The following is a 23,384-nucleotide window of genomic DNA, read 5'->3' as shown; positions in this document are numbered from 1 at the left end:
GCACCGCGTCCGGTCCGACGGCGGCGTCCCTCCTCAGGAAGGTCCGGCAAGGATCGGGTCGGGCTCTATCCCGCTGGCGGCGATCGATGGTGCCGGCAGGACGAGTCCGATCCAGGCCGCGAAACGGCCACGCCCGGTCTCGACCACGGACGCTGTGCCATTGGTGCCCAACATGTGTCGTGCGGGCGAAGGTTGTTGTGCAGCGGCGTTTCACCGACGGCAGGTTGGGGCCAGGTCGATTCCAGCTTGGCCGGCTGGTCCGGATTGCGCAGCGACCAGGCATCGAGATCGGCGGGCGGCGCGCACTCGGCGTACTGTCGGCACTGTATCGATAGTGCCGAAGTATGCACTACGGCAACCGATTTGCCCGCGAAGCAACCAGTTGGCGTAGCTAACTCCCTGCTCCTGCGGTCCTACGAACCGCCTTCCATCGCTGGCAAGACGCCGCCGATCGGACTGGTTACGATGCAGCCGAAATTCGCAGAGACACTCCGCGAATCCGCTGTCAGTGCTTGGAGGTGACATGAGGTCGCCAGGAGAATTCATTCGGCCGCTGGTAGGCCGTGTCGATGAAATGCGCAAGCTCAACGATGCGCTGGACGTCGCACAACAGGGAGGTACTGCCGCGGTCGCGGTGACCGGGGAACCAGGAATCGGCAAGACTCGATTGGTACAGGAGGCATGTCGGGAAGCGATCACGAGGGGCGTCCACGTGCTCGATGGCCGCGGCACCGAGCTCGAACGTGAGATTCCGTATGCCGTCCTGATCGACGCGCTGGATGAACCGCTCGGACTGTTGTCCCGGATGGAGATGACCGCGCTCGGCGACGAGACCCTGTCGGAGCTGGGCGGGGTACTGCCGTCGTTGCATCAGCGTGCGAAATCACTGGCGCCACCTGTTCGGATAGAGCGGCACCGCTTTCACCGCAGCGTGCGGGTCGCGCTGCAGAAATTGGCGGCACGGCGGCCGTTGTTACTGGTGCTCGATGACGTGCACTGGGCCGACCATGCGTCGTTCGAAGTGATCGCGCACCTGCTGCGAAACCCTGTGCAGCGGTGCGTTTTTCTTTTGGCGCATCGCTCCGGACAGCTTCCGTCGATGCATGCCACCGCTCTGTTCCGTGCCGCCTACGAGAACACCGTGATGTCGTTGGAACTCGGGCCGTTGTCGCTGCGCGAGACCGCCGAGCTACTCACCGGGCACGGCGACGAAACCGAGGTGGCCGCCCTGCATCGCGAGTGCGGAGGCAATCCTTTCTATCTGCAAGAACTTTCACGTGTCCGGATACGTGCCGACCACAGGCCCGGCTCGCAGGAATCCGGCACCAATGCGGCCAGCAGGGTTCCCGCGATCATCCAGGCCGCCCTGGAACAAGAGATTCGGGCACTGTCACCGAGCGCGCGTACGCTGTTGCAAGCCGCGGCCGTCGTTGGTGAACCCTTCGACCTCGACCTGGCCTCCGACATTGCCGACCTGAACGAGGCCGATGTGGGCCATGTGACGGACGAGCTGATGGAGACCGGGCTCGTTCACGATTCCGGAATACCAGGGCGACTGGCCTTCCGGCATCCCTTGATCCGCCGAGCCGTCTACGAGCGAAGTGGATACGGGTGGCGAAGACAGGCGCACCAACGGGCCGCCGAAGCGCTCGCCAACCGTGGCTCCACCCTGACGCTGCGCGCGCATCATCTCGAACACAGCAGCATCGTGGGGGGTGAAGCGGCCGTCGCCGTGTTGACCGACGCGGGAGCCGCCGCCGCGCCGCGCGCCCCGGTCGCCGCCGCCAGATGGTTCCAGGCCGCCTTGCGTCTGCTGCCGAACGGTGCTTCCGCCGAGCGGCGGATGGCGCTCGTGATGGCGCTGGCCGAAGCGCTGAGTGCCTCCGGCCGTCTCCGGGAGAGCAGGGAGGCACTGGGGGACGCACTGGAACTGGTCTCGCCCGCCGCACCCGGGGACCGTGCCCGGATGATGGCCATGCTCGCCGTGACCGAACAGGGCCTCGGCAACGCCGCCGAGGGCCGGCGCCTGCTGACGAGCGCGTTGGCGCTCACGCCTCCTGACACCGTGGAGGCGGCCGTGCTCAAGCTGGAACTCATCAAGAACCACCTGATGATGCTCGACTGGGCCGGAACTCTGGCAGTGGCGTCGGAGATCCGGCAGTCTGCCCGCGCACTCGATGATCCCCGGCTGCACTTCCTGTCGACCGCGGCCGCGGCCTATCTGGGTTCCAACCAGTCCGGTGAGGTGCTGCTGCGCGGGCAGCTCGATCTCGACGAGGCCGTGAAAACACTCGATTCGCTCGCCGACAGCGATATCGCGCCTGCACTGCTCAATGGACTGACCGATGTCGTGATGGCCGAAACGTGTCTCGAGCGGTGGAAGGACGCGGTCGAGCATGCGGATCGGGGAATCAGGCTGTGCCGCATGACCGGGCACAGTCGGCATCTGGTCGATCTGACGCATCTGAAAGCCTGCGCCCTCCTGCTGCAGGGGCAGCTCGAACGAGCACTTGCCGCCGCCGAAGACGCCGTCGAAACGGCACTGCTGCTGGACAATCCGCCGATGGTCGCGATGACCGAGGCGACTCGTGCCTGGGCGCTGTCGCTGTTGGGGCGCACCGATCAGGCGCTCACCGCCGGTGCCGACAGTGTCCGAACAGGTGCACAGGTACCCACCGGGTTGTATTCGTGGCACGCGCCGCTCGTGTACGGCGGGCTGCTGGTCGAGGCGGGCCAGTATCGGCGTGGCCGTCAGCAGATCGTCCAGCTCGGTGGTTACGCCGGCGACTACCTCGACATGCTCAACGTGTCGTCCATGCCGCACTTCCTTCGGCCACTAGTCGACGCCGAACTGGCGCTCGGACGAATCGACGCTGCGGAGACGGTGACTCGGCAGATCGAGGCGATCACCGACGCCGCGACGATCATGCACATGCGCATCGGTGACGCCCACTATGCGCGCGCCCGTGTCCTGCTCGCGCGGAACGACACCGACGCCGCTGTCGTGAGCGCAGAGCGGTCCGTCGCCGAATACCGAATCAGCGGAACCGTGGTGGAGGCCGCTCGAGCACAGCTGCTGCTCGGTCATACGCTCGCCGATATGGGCGATGAAACCGCAGCGAGGCACGAATTCGACAGCGCGCTCACGATATTCGAAACCTGCGGTGCCGAGCGGCTCGCCGAACGCGCGCGTCTGGCACTACACCGGGTGGGGGAGCGCCAGACCTCAGGCCGGCGCAGTCGATCCCGGGCGACCGCCGTCGGGTTCAGCGCGCTCACGGAACGCCAGACCGAGATCATCAGCCGTGTCGTGCTCGGCATGACCAACCGCCAGATCTCCAAAGAGCTCTACCTGAGTGAGAAGACGATAGAGGCACACTTGAACCGCTTGTTCACTAAATTGGGGGTTTCCTCGCGAGCCGAACTCGCCGCCCTTGCCGCCGAGCAGGCGCAGCGGCGCACATGATGCCGTCTGTGGCAGGGGTTCGGCTGGTGTTGCGGATCCCCTTGCCGGGGTGATGGATTCATGCATTCATCGGTCCCCGCCGTGGAGGTCGGGACGATGAACGCGCCGGTCCACGCGGGAAGATGAGGTCGACCTTGGCATTTCAACGGTCACCACTGGCCTTTCTGTCCGAGCTGGTCGATCAGTACAGGGACATCGTTTCCGTCGATCTGGTCGGGATGCCGTTCGTGTTGATCAACCACCCCGACGACGTCGATCAGATATCAAGCGGCACCAGCGCAACTACGATCGGGGCGGCCCGACCTACACCGAGGAGTTTCGTCGCGACATCGTCGCGTCGCCCGCAGGGGTGAGTCCCCGTTGCGGCGGCTGACCGATCCCCATGCCGTTGGTGGTCACGGGCGTGCGAAGAGTTCATCGTGAACGCGCACGCGCCGTGCTCGGTGCGAGGCTGCGGTCGAGGCGGGCGTCCAGGGACCAGGGACCCGCGCCAACGATGAGCAGGAATACGCTGCCGCACAGTTGTGCGAGGTCTGTGCGGGATTCGTGGATGAGGTCCCACCATCCGGACTTGCCGGCGAACAGTGCCGCGTCGCCCCACAGGATGGGTAGTTTCGTGATCAGCAGTGCGCCGAGCATGTTCACGATCATCGGTGTTGCTGCTATCCGCGTGAGAAGCCCGGCCAAGATCAATGCGCCGCATGCGATTTCGAAGATCCCGTCTACGGGGGCGAAGAATCCTGACGCGGGGATACCGACTTTGTTGAACCGCCCGGTTCCCAGCGTCTCGGGGTAGAGGAACTTCTGGATGCCTTCGAAGAAGAACACCGCTCCCACGTAGAGGCGGATCCAGATCACCGAGCCCGGCGCCGTCGTCGCGGTCAGCCGAGCCAGCCAAGTGTTGTGGTCGGACATACGACACCCCTTCCGATCGTGGATACGCTACTGCCAGTCCTTCGGTGTCGTGGTGGCAGAGGAAGCGAAGCGATGGCGTGCGACGTAGACCACGGTGCCCACGGCCACCACCGCGGCCCCGGCCAGCACCGACCTCCCCGGCAGGGTGAACGCCAGAACCAGGCATCCCGCCAGCCCAAGCACCGGGATGACCCGGGCGGGCCGTCCCTCGGCCGGAGTCAACGTCCACGCGGCCGCGTTGGCGACGGCGTAATAGAGCAGCACACCGAAGGACGAAAACCCGATCGCGGCACGGACGTCGATGGTTGTGGTGGCGACGGCCACGATCACACCGACGGCGACCTCAGCGCGGTACGGCACCGCGAAACGTGGATGCACTGCCGCCAATGCGTGGGGCAGGTGGCGGTCGCGAGCCATGGCCAAGGCCGTGCGCGACACGCCGAGGATCAGCGCCAGCAGCGACCCCAGCGCGGCGACCACGGCTCCGGCCCGCACCACCGGCTCGAGCCAGCTCGCACCTACCTCCAGTACGAGGCGCGACAGCGGCGCGGTCGCCTCGGACAGCCCCTGTGGTCCCAGCACTGTGAGCGCCGCTGCGGCGACGACCGCGTACACGAGCAGGGTGACGCCGAGCGCCAGCGGAATCGCGCGCGGGATCGTGCGCGCGGGATCGCGAACTTCCTCACCGAGGGTGGCGATCCGCGCGTATCCGGCGAAGGCGAAGAACAGCAGACCCGCCGCCTGCAGCACCCCGCCGACGGTGACGTCGGAACCGAACACCAGCCGTGCGGAATCGGCGGTGGGGGAGGTCAGTGCCGCCCCCACCACCGCGCCGAGCACGGCCAGCACGATTGCCACGATCAGCCGCGTCAGCACCGCGGATTTCTGCACGCCGCGCAAGTTGACCGCCGTCAACGCGACGACCGCCGCGACGGCGACGGCGTGCGCCTGCTCGGGCCAGGCGTAGGTACCGACGGTCAACGCCATGGCCGCACAGGATGCGGTCTTGCCGACCACGAAACTCCACCCCGCGAGATACCCCCAGAATTCGCCGAGCCGTTCGCGGCCGTATACGTACGTGCCGCCCGAGGCCGGGTAGTGCGCGGCCAACCGCGCTGACGAGGTCGCATTGCAGTACGCCACCACCGCCGCTACCGCAAGTCCGAACAGCAGTCCCGACCCCGCCGCGCGCGCCGCCGGAGCCAAGGCCGCGAAGATCCCCGCTCCGATCATGGAGCCGAGCCCGATCACCACCGCATCGGTCACCCCCAGACTCCGCCGCAGCTCATCCGGCACATTCGTCGGCGTTTTCCTGGACACCCCTCCTCCTATCGCACACCCGATTCCGGCCAGGCGCTGCTGTGCCGTGACACCGGCGGCCAGGTCGAGGTGGTCAGTGTCGGCAGTCGCCCCAAACCCTAACCTCGTACGCATCCCGATAGGGCAACTCGGCCTCGGGTAATCCCAGTGTCGGGGTCAGCGGTGGATGTATCCCAGTGTGAATGGTGCGTCGTCCAGTCGTGGGGCGATCGATTCCCCGCCGAGTTCCTGCCGCAGTATGGCTTGTTCGTCTTGGATGACGTGCATAACGGCGTTGATCAGGGCAAGGTGGGTGAACGCTTGGGGGTAGTTGCCCCAGTGCCTGCCGGTTCGGGGGTCGATTTCCTCGGCGTAGAGGCCCAGGGGGCTGGCGTAGGCAAGCAGTTTCTCGCACAGCTGTTTGGCTCGCTTCTTTTCGCCGATCTCCGACAGCGCCGAGACCAGCCAGAACGAGCAGATCGTGAAAGCGCCTTCTTCCCCTCCGCATCCGTCGTCGGTTTCACTGACGCGGTATCGCAACACCAGGCCGTCTTCGGTCAGTTCGTCGGCGATGGCCAACACTGTGTTGCGTACCCGGTCGTCGTCGGGGGGCAGGAAACGAACAAGTGGGATAAGCAGCGTCGAAGCATCCAGCGCCGTGCTGCCGTAGTACTGAGTGAACACCTGCCGGGAGTCGACCGCATGCGCGCATATGTCGGCGTGGATTTCGTCGGCGGCCTGTTGCCAGCGATGCGCACGTTCGAAGTCCTGGTGGATGCGGGCCAGCCGGGCGCCGCGATCGGCGGCGACCCAGCACATCACTTTGCTGGAGGTGAAGTGTTGGGGTTTCCCGCGAACTTCCCAGATGCCATGGTCGGGCTCGCGCCAGCAGGTGAGGGCGCTCTTGACCGCCCGGCCCAGCAGCCGCCAGGCCCGTGCGTCGATTTGATCTTGGTGTCGGGCGTACAGATAGACCGAGTCCAGCGCCGCGCCCCACACATCGTGCTGGCGTTGCCGGTATGCGTCGTTGCCGATGCGCACGGGGCCGGCATTGTCGTAGCCACGCAGGTGCGGGAGTATCTGCTCGGTGAGGTCGGTTTCGCCGCCGATGCCGTACACGATCTGCATGTCCTGGGCTTCTTCGGCCAAGTCGAGGATGTACGAGAAGAAGTCATTCGCCTCCCAGCGGAAGCCCAATGTATACAGGCCCCACAGTGCGAAGGCGGAATCGCGGATCCATGAGTATCGATAGTCCCAATTGCGTTGTCCGCCTGGGGTTTCCGGCAATGACGCGGTGGCGGCGGCAGTGATGGCACCGGTAGGGGCGAAGGTCAGACCCTTGAGGGTCAGCGCGCTGCGAGTGAGCTGGGCTGTCCACGGATGGTCCGGAAATCGCCCGCCGGCCAGCCAGTGCCGCCAATGGTGGATCGTCCGCAGCAGCCGTTCGTCGGCTTCGTCAACGGCACGTGGGGCGTTGCGAGTGCCCCAGGAGAGCGCGCAGAAGCGTGTGTCGCCCGTCTTCAGCAGGGTGCGGGCAACCGCGTGCGTACCTTCCAGTCCCAAGCGCATGTCGGTGCTCAACGTCAGCCGCAGATCGATCCCGTCAGCGCTGGCCTGCGCGAGGTGGTAGCTGTCGAGGTATTCCCAACGGGCGCGATGCCTGCCGTAATCGAAGGCCGGCTGGCAGTCGAGCCCGAACTGAATCTGCCCGGTCTCACAGTGCACCGTCCGCAGCAGAATGTGCTCGGCGTCGTAGTCGGTGGGAGTCCGACGATGGGCGCTACGGCCGGGCTTCTTGTGCCGCCATGGCCCGACCAGCAGCACATCGCGCACCGTCGCCCACCCTTCGCCGCTGCGCCAGCTCGTCTCCATGACCATCGTGCCGGGGATGTAGCGGCGATCGGTCGGCACAACGAAGTCGTCGGGGGCGAACCGAAACGACCCGGCGGAACGATCGAGTATGGCGGCGAAGACACTGGGGGAGTCCATGCGGGGTAGACACATCCACTCGATCGCTCCGTTGGGGGCGATAAGGGCACTGACCTCGCAGTCGGAGATGAAACCGTAGTCGTCGATGCGCGGGAACGCCGTGAGCCGCGGTGTGCGTTCGATCTCGTCGTCCATGTGTTGCTCCATCGTCATCTCGGCGCAGACATCGGACTGGCTATTCCACGCGATTGCCTGGTTAACCACCTTCTTTCTCGACCGGACTGCGAGCGGGATCGGGGACGTGATTGATGTGGCGTTTTCCAAAAGCCCGCCCTGACGTCGACGGGGCCGAGCGCAGGCGAGGCGGCCGCCCTGACGCCGACCCGATAGCGCTCAGGGCTCGTTTGGGGACGAGACTTCGCGGGCACGCACTTGGACCAGTACGTCCCGTAGTTTTCCTGCGCGGGCGAGGACTGTGTCGCCGAGCGGACCGACAATTCCACGCAGCCAGTCCAGGGGGCGCCAGAGGGCGGGCGCCACGACTCGGGTGCGATTGCGTTCTACCGCCCTCAGGATTTCCTTGGCGGCGCGGTCGGGGCTGATGCGCTTGGTGAGCATGCGCGGGAACAGCTTCTCAGTCTTCTCGAACAGCGGGTCACCGACCTTGGTGCCGTTCACCAGGTCGGTATCGACGAAGCCGAAATACGCTGTGGTGATGCCGATCCCGGCCACTGCCAGCTCGACGCGCAGCGTGCGCGCGAGCGCTTCTACGCCGGCCTTGCTGACCGCGTACGGTGCGCCGAGCACACCATTGACGAACGAGTACACCGAGGCGACCACGACCAGTCGGCCGCGGCTTACGCCCAGGTGCGGCAAACCGGCCTGCACCGTGTTCCACACTCCGCGCAGATTTACGCCGATCACCCGGTCGAACTCGGCCAGGCTGGTGCCTGCAACGGTCGCCATCTTCGGCGCCACTCCGGCATTGGCGACAACCACGTCGATGCCACCGAACTCGGCCGCGGCCGCCGCGACGGCCGCCGACAGCCCCTCGGGATCGGTGACATCGGCGACGAAAGCCGAAGCTGCGGCACCGAGTTCCGTCACCACTTGCTTCAGCTCGAGTTCATCGCGATCGAGCAGTGCCACCCGGGCGCCCCGCGCGATCGCGCCGCGCGCGGTGGCCAGACCGATGCCGCGCGCCGCGCCGGTGATCACCACCCGCTTACCGTCGAGGTCCGTCATCGCGCCACCGCCTGCCCGTGCCCGCGGTCGGCGCGGTCGATGGTCTGAACGACCCGCGCACGGTCCGGATGGTGCCTGGATCGGGCGGCTGTCACCATGCCGTTCACAGTGAGATACCGACCGGGGCAGCCGGTGGTGGATTCTGTGCCGTCGAGACGCACTTGCAGCTCCTTGCTGAATAGATCCGTGGACGTTGTGGCGGAGTGAAGCCGGCCGCCGGTTCGGCGATGCGCTCGATCACGATCCACTCAGATCTGGCTCGCCTCCCCAGAAGGTAGACGATGCTATTGGCGCACGGCCAGTCATTCGGGCGAGTTGCCTGGCCGACCCGGTTGTGGTCGAACCTGACCACGGTCTTGGTGGCCGGCGCGGCTACCGAATCGGGTGCGCCGTCACTACGCGGGCATGAAGACAAACACGCGATGCCGACAACGAATCGGTTCGAGCAGACCGCGAATCGAGATGTTCGGAAGACATCGAACGCGCCGCCGATGTGGTCTCAGCAGCCCGGCATCGCCGCGACCGAGGCTGCGGAATCGCCTCTGCACCCAGACTGTGCGCACCCAGCAGGATGTCGATGTCGAGACCACCGCCGATCGCGCCGTAGACGCCAGCTCGGTCTCTGGTGATGATCGCGATGTCGTTCGATGGTTATGATCCGGTACTGACATTCTGTAGCCGTACCTGTCCGCGGGCGATCAGACGCTCCCGCTCATCGGTGACGACGACCTGCCAGATCTGCTGCTGCCTGCCGCGGTGCACTGGAGTGGCCTCGGCATACAGCGGCCCGGCCGATGTGGCGCGGATGAAGTCGGTGCTGTTGTTCACCCCGAGCGCGACACCGCCGGGGCCGCCGTCGCGGTTCAGCCAGGCCCACCCCGCGGTGCTGGCCAGCGATTCGATGACCGTGCAGTGCACGCCTCCATGCACGACGCCGGTGGCCTGGTGTAGCACGGGCTCGATCGTCCATTCGCCCCGTACGCGATCGGGTGTGACTTCGGTCAGCCGCAATCCGACGACCCCGTCGAAGCCCTTGGCGTTGAGCTCGGTGATCTGTTCCGGGGTCACCCCGGAAGAAGGCACAACAATCGATTGGGTCATCTCAGTATCCTATCGGCGCTGGGCGCCTATAGGAGGTTGGCTGATCAGGTTCGGAAGTCTGCGATCGCCGCACGCAAAGGTCCGTCGGGCCGGCGTTGTGCCGTGGGCTCGACAACGCAACGTTCCGTCCTCCACGAAGCGTGCCAGGGTCGGTGCATCTGACCGGTCACGCAAGTCGTCGGCGGAAGAGATGGTCGTATACACATTTCCGGACGGTCGAACGCAGGAAACTCCGCCGGTGGTCGCTCCGGTACTCGACGCGGCGTTCGGCAATCGATTGGGCACGGATGCCTGGTCCGCATATGCCAGTTCGAGAGCGACTGTGTCCGGGAACGATTCGGTCGATATCCGGCAGGAGCCGCACTCGGTCGTTACGGGCGATATCGCGATATGGGCTCGGCGTAGTGCCGTGCTCGTCGTCTTCGGCGGCGGGAACGATCGCACACACGAAGTGATCGCCGATGGCCGCCTGCGGCCCCTTTCCGCTCGAATGAGTGGCAGGCAAGGTGGATTCGGCCTGCTCACCGGATTCCACTGTCCGCGGCGCGCCGGACTGAGTACGGGTGATACCGGTGAACGAGGTGCGGAGAGCGGGTCTCGGTGCCGATTCGAGGGGGGCGAATCACAAGCGTGGACTTCGCATCACCATTTATCTCGAACTTCGTGTGCCAAATTGCCTTTACGCCAGCAAATCTCGGTCCGGTATCGAGAAATGATGTCATGCCGAAGGTCTCCCCGCTGATTGCCGAAGGTAGGGATTTCCTACTATTCCGGCGAGTACCGAATCGACGGTCCCGGGTCTCCGGGGTCGGTGCTTCGCCGCGAAACCAACCTGATGCCGGAATCGGCCGTGAATCCGCGGCAAGTGTAGGGATTTCCCCACTGCTTCCAGCAGTGCGTCGACGTCCTTTGCGGCTACTTACGCTTGCCCTACGACGCCGAACACGGTGGCAGCGGGCGAACCAAGCTCGTGATCGAGGCGCCCCATGTCGATCGAGGCGAGATCGAAGAGCACATCGAGTTTCGGCAGAACGACCGCGAAGTCCGCAAGACCATCGTCCGGATCATCGCCGACCATCTGCAGGCGGGGGCCGAGCACAGCTGGTCTACAAGCAACTTCGAGCCGCAGGATTGGCCACCGGTCGCAGCGCCGGCACGAGTATGGCGAGTGACAAGTGTCGAGAAGACCGCTTGCCGACACCGTGCCGGCACGTGCCAATGCTCGAAGTTGATTGCACAAGTGGCAACATCGGCATGCAGCGGACGCCGGCGAACTATGGTGAGGCGGTGGTACTCGAGCCAGGTCACCAGTTTGCGGGATTTGTTGTGAAGTCCCGGCTGGGCCATGGCGGCAGCAGCGAGGTGTATCTGGCTGAGGATCCGGAACAGTCGCGGCCTGTGTCACTGAAAATTCTGGGGCCAGACGACAGCCGGTCACCTGAGGCGCGTGCGCGATTCGTGCACGAGTTCGACGTCTTGTCCGCACTACGGCACCCCAACATCGTGCGGATGTACAAGCACGGTGAAACCGGCGGCAGACTGTGGTCTGCGCGCGAGTACGTAGCAGGCGCGACGGCGTCGACGTTGGTGCGGATGCCGCACCAGCACCCGAATCTGCGGCGGGTGCTCCACGTGCTGGCCCATATCGCAGCAGGATTGGATTTCGTGCACGCCAACGGTGTGGTCCATCTCGACGTAAAACCGGCGAACGTGTTGGTCGGCCCGGACGAGCCTGCGACAGTGAAAATCTCGGACTTCGATCAGGCCCGGTGGCTCGAGCGGCCCGAACCGCCCCTGGCCACCAACGGTTTCGTCGTCGTGTCGGTGCCGTACGCCGCGCCGGAACTCCTGCAGGCGGGCACGGTGTCCCCCGCGACGGACCAGTACGCGCTGGCCTGCTCGGCCATCGACCTGCTCACCGGCCGCCCGCCGTTCCCCCGCGCGAACCTCATGGCCACCGCAGAGGCCCAACTGCACGATCCACCTCCCGAGATCTCCGAGCGCCAACACTGGATCCCGCCCGAGGTCGACGCGATCCTGCACCGGTCGCTCGCAAAAGACCCCAGTGCCCGTTACAACTCGTGCACCGAACCCATCCGCCTGCTCACCGAGGCACTGGACGACATCGATCCCCGCCCCCTCGCCCCCTTACTGAACCGTCTGAAAGTGGCATTTACCCGCTCGTATTTGCTGAACGCCACATTCAGGGGGAAAGAAGGGGAGACGAAAGGGGCGCGGGCGGGGTCCGGCAGACGATAGGACGAACTTGACGCCTACGACCTCGACGCCCCTGACGGGGTCATATTGCGTCGGACGAGTCGAAGAGCAGTCCGAGCAGCTGCAGGTTGGTGATGTACTTGACAAGGATCGGCGGCGAGACGTGGGGGATGTCTTTGTCCGGGCCGATTTTCGCTTCCTGCACCGAGGAACGGAATCGCTCGGTGGGTGCTATGGACCCGCAGATCGGCTTCTCGGGTCGTTGATAGTTGTGTAACAGCGGCAGTAGCGAGTGCTGGCGCTGCCGTTGAGGCAGGGCACGCATGGCGGTCTCGAACCGCTGCAGCCAGGCGCGGTAGTCGGGGATGCGCTCGAGCGAGTACCCAGCGTCGATCAGCCAATCGACGTACTCGTCGAGCCCGATACCGTCGTCGTACGGATTCATCACGTGGTAGGTCGCGAACCCGTCTACCACCTGTTCACCGAGGGTGGATATCGCCTCGGCGATGAAATCGACGGGCAGTCCGTCGTAGTGTGCTCGCCGCCGACTGCCGTCCGGATCGGTCTCATAGAACGACCCGGGCGCGATGCCGGTGGCCATGAGGCTCAGCATCATCCGGGTGAACATGTCCGGCAGGTTGAGCTGTCCCGTGTACTTGGTGTCCACCAGGATCATGTCGCAGCGGAAGACTGCCACCGGTAGATCGCACAGGTCGTTGGCCTCGCGCAACAGCACCTCTCCGGCCCATTTGCTGTTCCCGTAGCCGTTGGCGTAGCCGGCGTCGACCTTGCGTGTCGGGCTGATGATCCGGATGTCGGCGTCCTCTGTGAAAGCCGACGGTTCGATCTGGTCGCCCACGCCGATGGTTGATAGATAGCTGAACGGCTTCAGCTTCGTGGTGAGCGCGATGCGGATCAGCTCGGCGGTGCCCAGCGCGTTGGGGCCGAACAGCTGGCTGTAGGGCAGGACGTGGTTGACCATTGCCGCGGGATCGACGATCAGATCGACCGTATCGGCCAACCGCTGCCATGTGTGCTGATCCAGGCCGAGGTTCGGTTCGCCCTTGTCGCCGGCGACGACCTCTAGATGATCGGCAGCCAGCCTCCGGTAGTGCCGCAGCAGTTGGGGATCACCACTGTCGAAGGTCTTGTCCAGGCGTTCACGCGCCGCCGCGTCGTCCTTCGCCCGCACCAAGCAAATCAGCTTGCCGCCGACGAAAGCCAATCGTTCGAGCCATTCCAGGGCAAGGTAGCGGCCGAGGAAACCGCTCGCGCCGGTCAAGAGCACGGTCCGCACCTCGCCGCTCGGGCGCGGCAGCGTGGGGGCGACGGCCAGCGTCTTGGCGTCGATGAACTTGTCGAGCGTGAGATCGCGCGCGTGTACCTCAGTGGCATCGCGGCCGTGCACCGTCGCGAAGGTGGGCCGCTTGGTGCCGGACGTCCGCTCTGCCTCGATGTAGTCGGCGAGGATGTGCAGATCGGTCGCCGGGCTCACAATGACGCCCACCGGCACGTCGATGCCGAAGGTCTCGTGCAGCAGGTTGGCGAATGACAACGCGGACAAGGAGTCTCCACCGAGGTCGGTGAAGTGCGCATCGGGCCGCAGATAAGCGGTCGAAACGCCCAGCAGTGCGCCCGCGGCCCGGCAGACCGTCTCCAGCACCGGCCGGTCCGCGCCGCTCTGGCGAAGAGCGCGCAACTCGTTGGCCTGACCTGCGGCCAGCTCGGTATAGAGCTGTTCGAGACGCTCGCCGTAGTGCTCCTCGAGCTTCGGCCTCGCCAGCTTGCGAATGCCGGTGAGCAGGCCGTTCTCGAGCGTGAACGGTGTTGTCTCGATGATTAAGCCGCGCGGGATCTCATAGGACTGTAGTCCGGCTGTGCTGGCGACATCCTGCAGCGAGTCGCTGACGAGTGCTTGCAGCGAATCGATATCGCCGCAGCCGCGGGACAACGCGTCCTCGGTGGGCACGACGACCGCCAAAAGGTAGGCGCGTGCGCTGTTGCCGTAGACATAGATCTGCCGGACCAGCCGGCTGCTGCCGAACACCGCCTCCAACTTCGAGACTGTGACGAACTCGCCTTGCGAGAGCTTCAGCACGTTGTTGCGGCGGTCGAGGTACATGAGCTGATCGGGTCCGACCTCGGCAACTATGTCGCCGGTCCGGTAGTAGCCGTCCGCGTCGAATACCTCGGCGGTGACCTCCGGCCGTTTGTAGTAGCCGGGGAACAAGTCGTGCGACATGACGAGGAGCTCGCCTCTTGGGTGTGGCTGATCGGTGTGGAAGTAGCCCAGATCGGGAGCGTCAGCGAGTTTGTAGTCGATCACCGGTGGGCGTCGCACCTGGCCATCGACGAAAATGGCCCCGGCCTCGGTCGAGCCGTAGCCGTCCACTAGATGCAGGTCGAGATAGGACTCGACGAACGCTTTCATCTCGGCCGAGATCGGCGCGGAGGCCGTCATCGCCGAGACGGACCGTCCGCCGAGAAGGTTCTGCCGCTGCTGCGCCATCACCTCCGCTTCGATAGCCGCTTGATCGGCGCCGTCGAAACACCGCCGGTCCAGTTCGCTCTGGAACTCCTGAAACAGCATGTCCCAGATTCTGGGCACGAAGGTCAACTGGGTGGGCCGCACCAGCGCCAGGTCTTCCAACAATGTCGAGAGATCGCTCTTGGCTGCGAAATAGGTCGTACCGCCATTGCCGAGAGTCCCGTACAGGATCATCCGTCCCATGACGTGGCTCATCGGCATGAAGCTGAGCGCGATCAACGGCTCAGCGCCCTGCTGGCCCCACGCCGTTCTGGTAGACCTGCGCCAGAAGTTGGCGACCAGCCGCTGCGGGTACATGGCGCCTTTAGGCGCGCCGGTGCTGCCGGAGGTGTAGATCAGCAGCGTCAACGGGTCGTCCTCGTCACAGGGATCGAACAACGGTGCGGCTGGCAGCGCCTTCCCGCGTTCGAGCACGTCGGTCAATCTTTCGAGGACCACCGGGCTGCCCGCTTCCGTCAAACGTGCCAGAGCGGCTTCGAACGCCTCGCGGTCGTCGTCGACCTCCGGGTGGTAGTCGAACACGACCAGCCGCTCAGGCGCGTGGCCGGTCAGCACCAGTTCGACGGCGTCGGCGAGATAGTCGACGCTCGAAGCGATCACGTGCGGCTCGGTCTCCGCGACGATGGGCTGGAGTTGGGTGACCGGTGCGCTGGTCTGTAGCGGGACGGACACTGCGCCCACCTGGATGAGCGCCACATCGACGGTCGTGTAGTCGACGCTGGTGAAGCCCAGGATGCCGACGCGATCGCCAGGCCGCACCGAATGCTCCGGGCCGTTGGTCAAGGCGCTCGCGATCGCGCTGGCGCGGTCCCACAGCTCGTGGTATGTGATGGTGTCGAACCCGGGCAGCAGCTCGGGGGAGGTGCGGCCCGTCTCCGGGTCGCTGATGAACTGCACGGAGCGTTGCCCGAGCGCCGACCGGGATGCATAGCCCTCGACCACCGTCCGCAGGAGCTGTGGCAGTCGCAGCCCAGGCTGGTCGATCGCCGCGGTAATCGCCTCGTTGGGCCGGGCGTCGGCGAACTGCTGGTCGTTGGCGTATAGATCGGCGATGCGGCGCGCAAGCCGCACTTCGCGCGTATCGGTAGACATCACGAGTCCACCTGCCTTTTACCGGCTACCGGTGTCACAACCCGGTTCCCAGCCGCTCCGGCCGCGGTCGCCCCAGCGAGCTCGCTGGACCGAAGTCCTGGCCATAGGGACGATCACCGTCGGCTGAGCCGGAGCAGCCGCCGCTGCCGTCGGCGCGCCAGCCGAAGCTACCGCAGCAGTATCCGCGTCCAACACCGCTGTCATATAGGGCAGTCTCTTCTGCATGAGCGCACTCCTTGATTAGCCGCATCAGAACTCACTCCAGCATTGCCATTCACCGAACCCCGGTCATCACCGCTGACACCCGTCGCAACTCCCCACTAACCCCAACCGCGGATACCAGCCAGCATCCAACAGCACCAACACTTTGAAACGAGTACGGCAACGCTGCACCGGCACTTCGAGGCCGCCACCGGCATGTGCCCGCGGTGGTTTCGGAAACACCTGCGGCAGGCGGCACGGCGACAGTTGGTCGTCGGCAACACCACGGTTTTGTCGGCGCTTGCTCTCACGGGTCGGTGGACCGACCCGACGACACACATCGAAATGCCCGACTGGCCGAGACGACCTTGCCATGAGCAAATGCGACCTGCGGCCGGGATGGCTTTTCTGGATGACGGCTGCGGGTGGGGGCAGCCGGGATGTGCGCTATGGACGCCGGGGGCTCGCGCGGGATCGCGAACCAGTCCATTTCGGTGCAGTCGTAGAAGTATTCACTATGGGGATTCGATTCCAACATCAGGCGTTGGGGTCCGCGTTGCACGTCCGGAAGCCACCACTCCAGGTGTCGGGGGCGATCCGCGAGAACGCTGTCGGCCATGACTACGCCTGCACCGTTGAACAGCTTTCCGCGCCGCTCGAACTCGCAGACAATGGTCTCGAGCAACGGTGCCAGGTCAGTCGACTGGGGAGCGGACCGCAGCTTCTCGGTGAGACCATCCCACAGGCTCGTCAGCGCGGTCCCGATGGTTGCCAGCGAGAGGTAGATCTCGTCGGCCAGTTCTGTGACGAAATAAGGGAGCGACTCAACGGGTATGGACATGACCTCGGAGCCGATCGATTCCTTCAGCCCTACTCGGCCGCAACGCGGAATCCGATTGCCGTAGGATCGCCAGCCCTGCCGGAAACACCGGCCCTTTCACTGGTGACGCTCTGTGGCGCCTTCGAAATCGTCCCGCGGGTACTCACCCACTACTGCGGGACCTACCCGAGATCATCCACCTCAGCACCCGCGGTCGTAGCGAGCTGAAGGCCGCAGTCGACCTGCTCACCACCGAACTGGCTCCGCCCGTATAACAGCGCAGGTCTCGAATTCATCGAACTCGCACAGACGGATTCCGCCAATGGTTTGCTGATGGGATGCTGTAAATGCGACAAGGTGGTCCGTGCCACGGCCGCGGGAAAGTGGACCGACTTGGGGCCGTCGCAGTTATCGGGACTTCGGACATCAGTGCAGCAATCGACCGCTATGAACCCCGGCATGCCCAGCGGCGCGCCGTGAAAGGTGGGAACCATGAAGCTCGTAGTCATCGGCGGTACCGGACGGATCGGCTCGCAAGTGGTCCAGAAGCTGACCGCAGCCGGACATGAGGCCGTCCCCGCGGCACCGTCCACCGGTGTCGACCTGATCACGGGGAAGGGCCTCGACCAGGCGCTGGAGGGCGCCGACGTCGTGGTCAACGTGGCGAACTCGCCGACCTTCGACGAGGCGTCCGTGGACTTCTTCCGCACCTCGATGAACAACCTGCTCGCCGCAGGAGACAAGGCCGGTGTCCGGCACCAGGTCATCCTCTCGATCGTCGGAGTGGACCAGGTGCCACAGCTGGACTATTACCGGGCGAAGACCCTGCAGGAGGAGCTGCTCCGGCAGGGGCCTACGCCGTACTCCATCGTGCGCGCCACCCAGTTCTTCGAGTTCATGGACGCGGTCTTGTCCGAGACCTCCAAGAGCGACACCGTCAACCTGCCCGCCACCCTGCTTCAGCCGATCGCCGCCGCGGACGTCGTCGACGCGGTCGTCGAGGTCTCCACCGGCACCCCGCTGCGAGGAATCCGGAACGTCGCCGGTCCGGACGTCTTACCTCTCGACGAACTCGGCAGGGTCACGCTCGCGGCACATCACGACAGCCGGACCGTCGTCACCGACGACAAGGCAGGCATGTTCGCAGCCGTCACCGGCGATGTGCTCACCGCAGGGCCGGACGCACATCTGGCACCAACGCACTACCAGGCCTGGATCGCGGCCCACTGAACCAGGGGGAAACCGATCCCCGCTTCAGGCAAGCCGAGGCGCGCCTCGGCTTGCCTGCCCGAACGCGTCTCCCGCTCATCCCGCAGATCGAACCGTCGACGCACCGCTTTACTGCGGACGGATGCTGACGACTTCGGGCGTCAGGGCAAACGACTCCGGACATCGGCGCTTGGGACCAACGCCCTGGTGCGGGCAGTCGATAACTGGTGTCGACGGGTCAGGGGCAGGCGCTCCTGGTCGACAGTGTCAGCGGTGTTCCCGGGCGGATGGTCGCCGGGCCACCCGGCGTCTCGACGGTTACCGGACCGCCCGAAGTGACGTCGACCGTCGTGCCTTCCGGTCGGATGTGCAAGGCCAGCCTGCTATCGCCCACCGCGAGGTCGCGGACCGTCATCCCCTCGGGAAACCCGCTGGGCAGCATCGGGTCCAGCCGGGGACCCGTCTCGGCCCACCGCAACCCGGTCGGCCCGTACAGCAACCCCTGAAGGAATCCGCCGGCACCCGTGACGAAGATCCACGCCGGTTGACCGATCGTGTTTTCACCGGACCGGTCGCCACGCGCCTCGGACTGGAACCGATATGGTGGTCGGACGTACGGCTGCACCGATCGATCCAGGAACTGCTGGGTGCGGCATGGGTCGTACTGCGCGCTGAGGATCGCGCCGACGCTGTTGCTCATGTTGGGTCCGTCGGGATCGGTGCGGTCGAAGTAGTACGCCAGGGTCGCGTCTGGCGAATAGCCCGGTGCCGCATAGGAGAACGGGTAGCTGATCAGCACCGTGTCGGCCTGCTTGATCTTCGCCCCCTGGTAGCCGAGATACTCGGCGGGCACCCCCGGCACGATGTCCGGCGGCATCGCCATGTGGGCAGCGATATCGGCCCACCGTGGGTTCACCGGCAGTCCGGCCAGCCGGGCCGCCGACATCGCGGTGTGCATCGTGGCGATCACTCCGGCGTTGGTGAGCGCGCTGTCCACGGAAACTGAGACGTATTCGTCCGCGCCGGCCGCGGGCGCGTAGTGGTAGTGGCCGTCGGGCAGCTTCGGGCCGACTCGTACGGCTTGGTAGTTCGCGATAGCTGTGATAACTGGCGCGCCGCTGTCACGCAGCCATTGCTCGTCGCCGGTGGCCGAATAGTACTGCCATTGCGCGAGGGCGATCTCGTTTCCCAGATGTTCCTGGACCAGTCCGCACACCGCCGGTGACGCGCACTGTTGTGTCGGTCCGTCGTTCCAGGGGTACAGAGCGCCGGTCAGCCCGTAGGCGCGCGCGTTCGCCTCGGCCTGGGGTAGCGCCGCGACGCGGAAATCCACCACGGTGCGGGCCAATTCGGGATAGAGCGCGAGCAGGGTGGGAAAGACCCAGGTCTCGGCGTCCCAGTAGGTCAGGCCGCCGTAGTCGTCCGACGACAACCCCGCTGGCTGCACGGACCACCGCTGTCCGGCCCGGACGCTGGACAGCACCGAATACAGTGCGGGCCGGATCCAGTCCCGATAGTCGTCGCGGCCGGGGATCTCGATGTCGGGCTGCCACAAGCGATCCCACGCTGCGGCGTGTTCGGCGTGGGCGGCGGCGAAACCCTGCGCCGCGCTGGAGTCGGAGACCTCGGTGGCAATCGCGCGCGGGTCCGCGCCGTCCGCGCCGGAGGCGATTCCCACGTACTTGGTGACGGTGTAGCTTCGGCCCGCCGCGACGGTGCCGTCGAATCGAATTCCAGCCGTTGACCCGTTCGTGGGTAACGCCGTGCCACCCAGCTCATCAGGGGTGGCGACTGTGGATACGAGGAAAGCGGTGCTGTCGGTGCCGTCGGCGCGCACGCCGACCGTGGTCTGTCCCCGGTTCGGATCGGAGGTCGCCGTTGTCGGGGTGACCCGGCGCGCGGCGGCTCCGTCGATCAGGTCGGTGACCGTGAGCGGCCCCGAGAAGTGGGGAGTGACGGTGAGCTGCTGGACCGCGAGGTTCGGCTGCGCCCGTGACACGAAAGTCCGGTAGGTCAGATCCAGCCGGTGTTCCGCGTCGGGTGTCCAGGTGGCTTCGGTGGTGGCGGTGGCATCACGGTAGTTCAGGCGCTGCCGGTAGTGCGTCAGTGCGGCCGGGTCGACGTCGGCCTGGTAGGTTCGGCCCGCGACGTCGACGGTCAGGCCCGACCACGCGGGGAGCGCGGCGATCACCTCTCTGTTGTTCCACGACACAGACTGGCTGGCGTAGAAGCCCGCGAGATACGTTCCGGTGTAGCGCGGTTGCACTAAGGGGAACGATGTGCGCACCGAAACGCCATAGTCCTGATATCCGCCTCCGCTCGGCGGGATCATCGCGCCGATGCGTCCGTTGCCCAGATACGGGGCAGCGCGGAAGTTCTCGGGTTCGAACGTCTCGGAGACCGCCGACCAGTCGTCTCCGACCGCCTGCCCGCCCTGCGCGGTCGCCACCGCGGACATTCCGGGCAGCGGCACAAACGCACAGGTCAATAGCACCGTACCGACACTCGACACGAGTCGCATCGGGCCGACAGTAACAGTGGTCACGCTGAGCCGATCGGAACGACACGGTGGCTGCACGGCGCCCCGACAGCTGGTGCTCGGCACCAAGCCGGCCGAGGCCACCATGGCCGCCGGCAACTTCACCCCGCTGGACCGGCGGTGCCCCGGCGGTGCTGCCGTCCCGCGAGGACTGGGCCGCCGAGCGCAACCTGTCGTGAATCGGTGCGACGCTTCGCCTTCCGTCGCGATCTTCGAGAACTCCCGTGCTGGCAGCCGAACCGGGTAGGTTCCGGGTGAGCGACTGCTCGTCGTCCGAGACAGCTTCCGGGATACAGGAGCGAATTGATGCTGACCGCGAGGACCCTGGCCGAGGCGCAGACCTACCTGAGCCTGATGGCCGCGGCCGATGACGCACCGGATGTGACCCAGCCCGGCCCGCCCGAGACCTCGCTGGCCGAAGGCGAGGAGGCATGGACGGTCCACTCGGAGCTCGGTGACGTCGAGGTCCCTTACGCCTCCGAGGCGGCGTGTCGGACTGTCGGTATTTGGTTCGGTCTCGGCGTCTCCCAGTTGGTCGACGCTGGGCAGTGGGTCTTGGTGGCGGGCACCTACGCACGCCGCGCGCTCAACGCGGATCTCGCCTACCAGGGGCAACCCGGCCAGGACCGCGGCGAGGTGGAGTTGAACTGGCAGTTCGCCGCTGAGGCGATCGGCGAGGCGATCAAGTTTCTGCCGGACGGCGCGAACCGCCTCCCGGACGAGGCATTCTGGTCCGACCAGGGCCAGCAGCTACGGCGGGACCAGCCCGAACGGATCACGCGCGCCCAGCTCGCCGACGATCAGGGGTACTACACCGGCACGCTCGAGGACTTTCGCGCCCTCTACGGCGAGTCCTCCTGAGGATCCGTCACCTCTGCTCGGATAGTGCGAAATCCACCGAGACCCGCAGGCTCGCTGCGGCTTACGGCTACCTCGGCTACCTGACTGCGTGGTTGATGTCCGAGCTCCGTGGCGACGCGACTTACGGATCAGACGATCCGGGTTCAGCGGCACAGATGCCCGAACCGGCGCGCCAGCACATCCGCCACGCAGATCATCGCGGCCCGCATGCCCGTGTCCGGGCCGACATGCTCGACCTCGCCGCCTGATCGGCGCCATGCTCCGCTGCGGGCGAGCCGCTAGTAGGCCGAGTTGACGTTGTCCATCGAGCCGTAGCGGTGGGCCGCGTAGTTGCATGCCGCGGTGATGTTGGCGACCGGATCCCAGATGTCGAATGCGGTGCCGTCGACATGGAACGCGTTGAAGGTCGGGTCGATCACCTGAAGTAGTCCCTTGGAGGGCGTGCCTGCGGCGGCGTTGGAGTCCGACAGGTTGATGGCGTGGGGGTCGCCGCCGGATTCGCGTATCACGTTGCGGTGGATGCCGTCGTAGCTGCCCGGGATGTTGTGGACGCGCATGACGTCGAGGGACTGGCGGATCCAGCCGTCGAGGTTGTTCTCGTAGACCGGGGGTGGCTGGGGCAGGAAGCCCAGAGGCGGCAGCGCGGGCAGCGCAGGCAGCGCGGGCAGCGCTAGGGCGTCGATCGGCGCGGCATCGGCGACCGGCCGCTGCTCGGCGACCATCGCAACGCCGGACGGAACGCTGTCATCGGCCATCGCGACCCCGGCGGAGGCGCCGACGGCGATCACGCCGATGGCGGTCACCACGAGGGTGACTCCGTTGCGGAGCGACAGGCGGCGGAAGGGAGGAAGGCGTAAATCGGGCATTGCGAAATCAGTTCCTTGCTAGGGCAATGATCCGGCCTGGAGGAGACAGCACGGATCCACGGCGGGTGTTCGGTGGGGGAGTTCGCCTGTATCGGCTCATGTGCTGTTTTCGGATTCTGTTGTGAAGGCCAGGGGGCGAATTCCTGGCGGCGCGACGCGGTGCTCGGGTCGGTGCCCGGCGGGAGCCGCTGTCATGCGGAGGAGAATGCGGTCACGGGCTGTGGTGCCGCCGGTTTCTCCGGCGACCGCCGCGGGTGAACGTAAATCCGTTGCGGTCGTTTCCGAGTGTGTGAACTAATCCTTGGTCGAACCAGAATTCAAGTCTGGTCCGGGGAACTGATCTCAGCTTGGTCACGAAAAGTGAACATGAGGCAAACGAATAGTGACTGAAAGATATTGCCGATCTTGGAAAGCCCTGGTCGAGGACATCGATACGCCGCGTATGCGGGGAATTTGCGTCTAAACATGATGTGACGCAGAACACAGAACTATTTTGTAACGCCTGGATTCGTCTCGATTCGGTCACCGGGATGCGGGATGCGGGTTCGGGTGCCCTGCCCGCGAGCGTGGTGTTGCGCGATTCGTCGAGGGCTTATCGAGATCCTCGACCGCAACGGTGTGAGTTCATCGACGATGAGCAGCGCAATGTGCCGTGCGGGAGTATCTCGTCTGGTGCGGTCAGGGACACCAATCCACGCTGAAACCGCGCAATGTCAGGTTCTACCTCGATCAACTCGATAGACCTGGGACGATGTCGCACATCGACGGGATTCGTTTGCGGCGTGTCGGGATCAGTTGTGCTGCTTGAGGTTCGGTCGCGGTCGAGCATTTGTCGAAGCGGCTGGTGCCGGACGAGTCGTGGGAGTTGGCGCCGCTGCCGTCGAAGTTCATCCCACCAGGCGGTACCGCACCGACCGACCGACGGGCGTGTCCACCGTTGTGGTGGTCCGCCGAGTAGGAGGCCATGGTGGTCCGTGGAGTCGTTCGGCGGCCGTCGCCGATGGGGACCATGTGCGCGTGCTGAGACCGCTGCTCTTATGGCAGCAGTGGGTGTGGTTGGCGGTAGATCACGATGG

General features: G+C 65.6%; 15 protein-coding genes. 4 read left to right on the top strand and 11 right to left on the bottom strand.

Annotated features, from left to right (window positions below):
- Positions 1–523 precede the first annotated feature (523 nt).
- Positions 524–3,466 (top strand): helix-turn-helix transcriptional regulator, encoded by a 2,943-nt coding sequence (locus OHB12_RS08405; protein ID WP_327117752.1) that lies wholly within the window; start codon positions 524–526, stop codon positions 3,464–3,466.
- A gap of 414 nt (positions 3,467–3,880) precedes the next feature.
- Here the strand turns inward: OHB12_RS08405 and OHB12_RS08400 are convergent, their stop codons facing one another.
- The 7 genes from OHB12_RS08400 to OHB12_RS08370 all read right to left on the bottom strand — a co-directional run bounded on the left by OHB12_RS08400 (position 3,881) and on the right by OHB12_RS08370 (position 11,054).
- Positions 3,881–4,381: a DoxX family protein gene (locus OHB12_RS08400; RefSeq protein ID WP_327117750.1), complete on the bottom strand. Its 501-nt coding sequence runs from the start codon at positions 4,379–4,381 to the stop codon at positions 3,881–3,883.
- Positions 4,382–4,408: 27 nt separating this feature from the next.
- A complete protein-coding gene (locus OHB12_RS08395) occupies positions 4,409–5,701 on the bottom strand; it encodes an APC family permease (protein WP_327117748.1) in 1,293 nt (430 codons plus the stop codon).
- Positions 5,702–5,857: 156 nt separating this feature from the next.
- Entirely contained in the window at positions 5,858–7,804 is a 1,947-nt protein-coding gene (locus OHB12_RS08390) for a glycoside hydrolase family 15 protein (RefSeq protein ID WP_327117746.1), read from the bottom strand.
- A 198-nt stretch (positions 7,805–8,002) separates the two neighbouring features.
- Positions 8,003–8,854 carry a short-chain dehydrogenase/reductase gene (locus OHB12_RS08385; protein ID WP_327117744.1) on the bottom strand — a complete coding sequence of 284 codons (852 nt, stop codon included), beginning with the start codon at positions 8,852–8,854 and terminating at the stop codon, positions 8,003–8,005.
- Complete coding sequence (locus OHB12_RS08380; protein WP_327117742.1) at positions 8,851–9,015, bottom strand: hypothetical protein; 165 nt, start codon at positions 9,013–9,015, stop codon at positions 8,851–8,853. Before OHB12_RS08380 ends, OHB12_RS08385 begins: the two co-directional genes overlap by 4 nt.
- A 490-nt stretch (positions 9,016–9,505) precedes the next feature.
- Positions 9,506–9,955: a PaaI family thioesterase gene (locus OHB12_RS08375; RefSeq protein WP_327117740.1), complete on the bottom strand. Its 450-nt coding sequence runs from the start codon at positions 9,953–9,955 to the stop codon at positions 9,506–9,508.
- Between the two features lie 919 nt (positions 9,956–10,874).
- The gene (locus tag OHB12_RS08370; RefSeq protein WP_327117738.1) at positions 10,875–11,054 is read right to left on the bottom strand and encodes a hypothetical protein; all 180 of its coding nucleotides are present in this window, start codon (positions 11,052–11,054) and stop codon (positions 10,875–10,877) included.
- Between the two features lie 227 nt (positions 11,055–11,281).
- On the opposite strand from OHB12_RS08370, the gene OHB12_RS08365 reads away from it, so the two are divergent.
- Complete coding sequence (locus tag OHB12_RS08365) at positions 11,282–12,214, top strand: serine/threonine-protein kinase (RefSeq protein WP_327117736.1); 933 nt, start codon at positions 11,282–11,284, stop codon at positions 12,212–12,214.
- A 40-nt stretch (positions 12,215–12,254) separates the two neighbouring features.
- Here the strand turns inward: OHB12_RS08365 and car are convergent, their stop codons facing one another.
- Positions 12,255–15,812 (bottom strand): carboxylic acid reductase, encoded by a 3,558-nt coding sequence (gene car / locus OHB12_RS08360; protein WP_327117734.1) that lies wholly within the window; start codon positions 15,810–15,812, stop codon positions 12,255–12,257.
- 508 nt (positions 15,813–16,320) lie between these two features.
- On the bottom strand, positions 16,321–16,854 hold the full coding sequence (locus OHB12_RS08355) for a hypothetical protein (RefSeq protein ID WP_327117732.1): 534 nt from the start codon (positions 16,852–16,854) through the stop codon (positions 16,321–16,323).
- Between the two features lie 471 nt (positions 16,855–17,325).
- On the opposite strand from OHB12_RS08355, the gene OHB12_RS08350 reads away from it, so the two are divergent.
- Entirely contained in the window at positions 17,326–18,063 is a 738-nt protein-coding gene (locus OHB12_RS08350; RefSeq protein ID WP_327117730.1) for an SDR family oxidoreductase, read from the top strand.
- 217 nt (positions 18,064–18,280) lie between these two features.
- On the opposite strand, the gene OHB12_RS08345 is transcribed toward OHB12_RS08350, so the two are convergent.
- On the bottom strand, positions 18,281–20,587 hold the full coding sequence (locus tag OHB12_RS08345) for a glycosyl hydrolase family 65 protein (RefSeq protein WP_327117728.1): 2,307 nt from the start codon (positions 20,585–20,587) through the stop codon (positions 18,281–18,283).
- Positions 20,588–20,887: 300 nt separating this feature from the next.
- Between OHB12_RS08345 and OHB12_RS08340 the strand changes: the two genes are divergently transcribed.
- The gene (locus tag OHB12_RS08340) at positions 20,888–21,442 is read left to right on the top strand and encodes a hypothetical protein (RefSeq protein ID WP_327117726.1); all 555 of its coding nucleotides are present in this window, start codon (positions 20,888–20,890) and stop codon (positions 21,440–21,442) included.
- A 278-nt stretch (positions 21,443–21,720) separates the two neighbouring features.
- Here OHB12_RS08340 and OHB12_RS08335 read toward each other — a convergent pair whose 3' ends face one another.
- A complete protein-coding gene (locus OHB12_RS08335) occupies positions 21,721–22,308 on the bottom strand; it encodes a transglycosylase SLT domain-containing protein (RefSeq protein ID WP_327117723.1) in 588 nt (195 codons plus the stop codon).
- Positions 22,309–23,384: the final 1,076 nt, after the last annotated feature.

The organism is Nocardia sp. NBC_01730, from assembly GCF_035920445.1.
GTDB lineage: Bacteria > Actinomycetota > Actinomycetes > Mycobacteriales > Mycobacteriaceae > Nocardia.
This window is presented reverse-complemented; position numbering and strand designations above follow the sequence as displayed.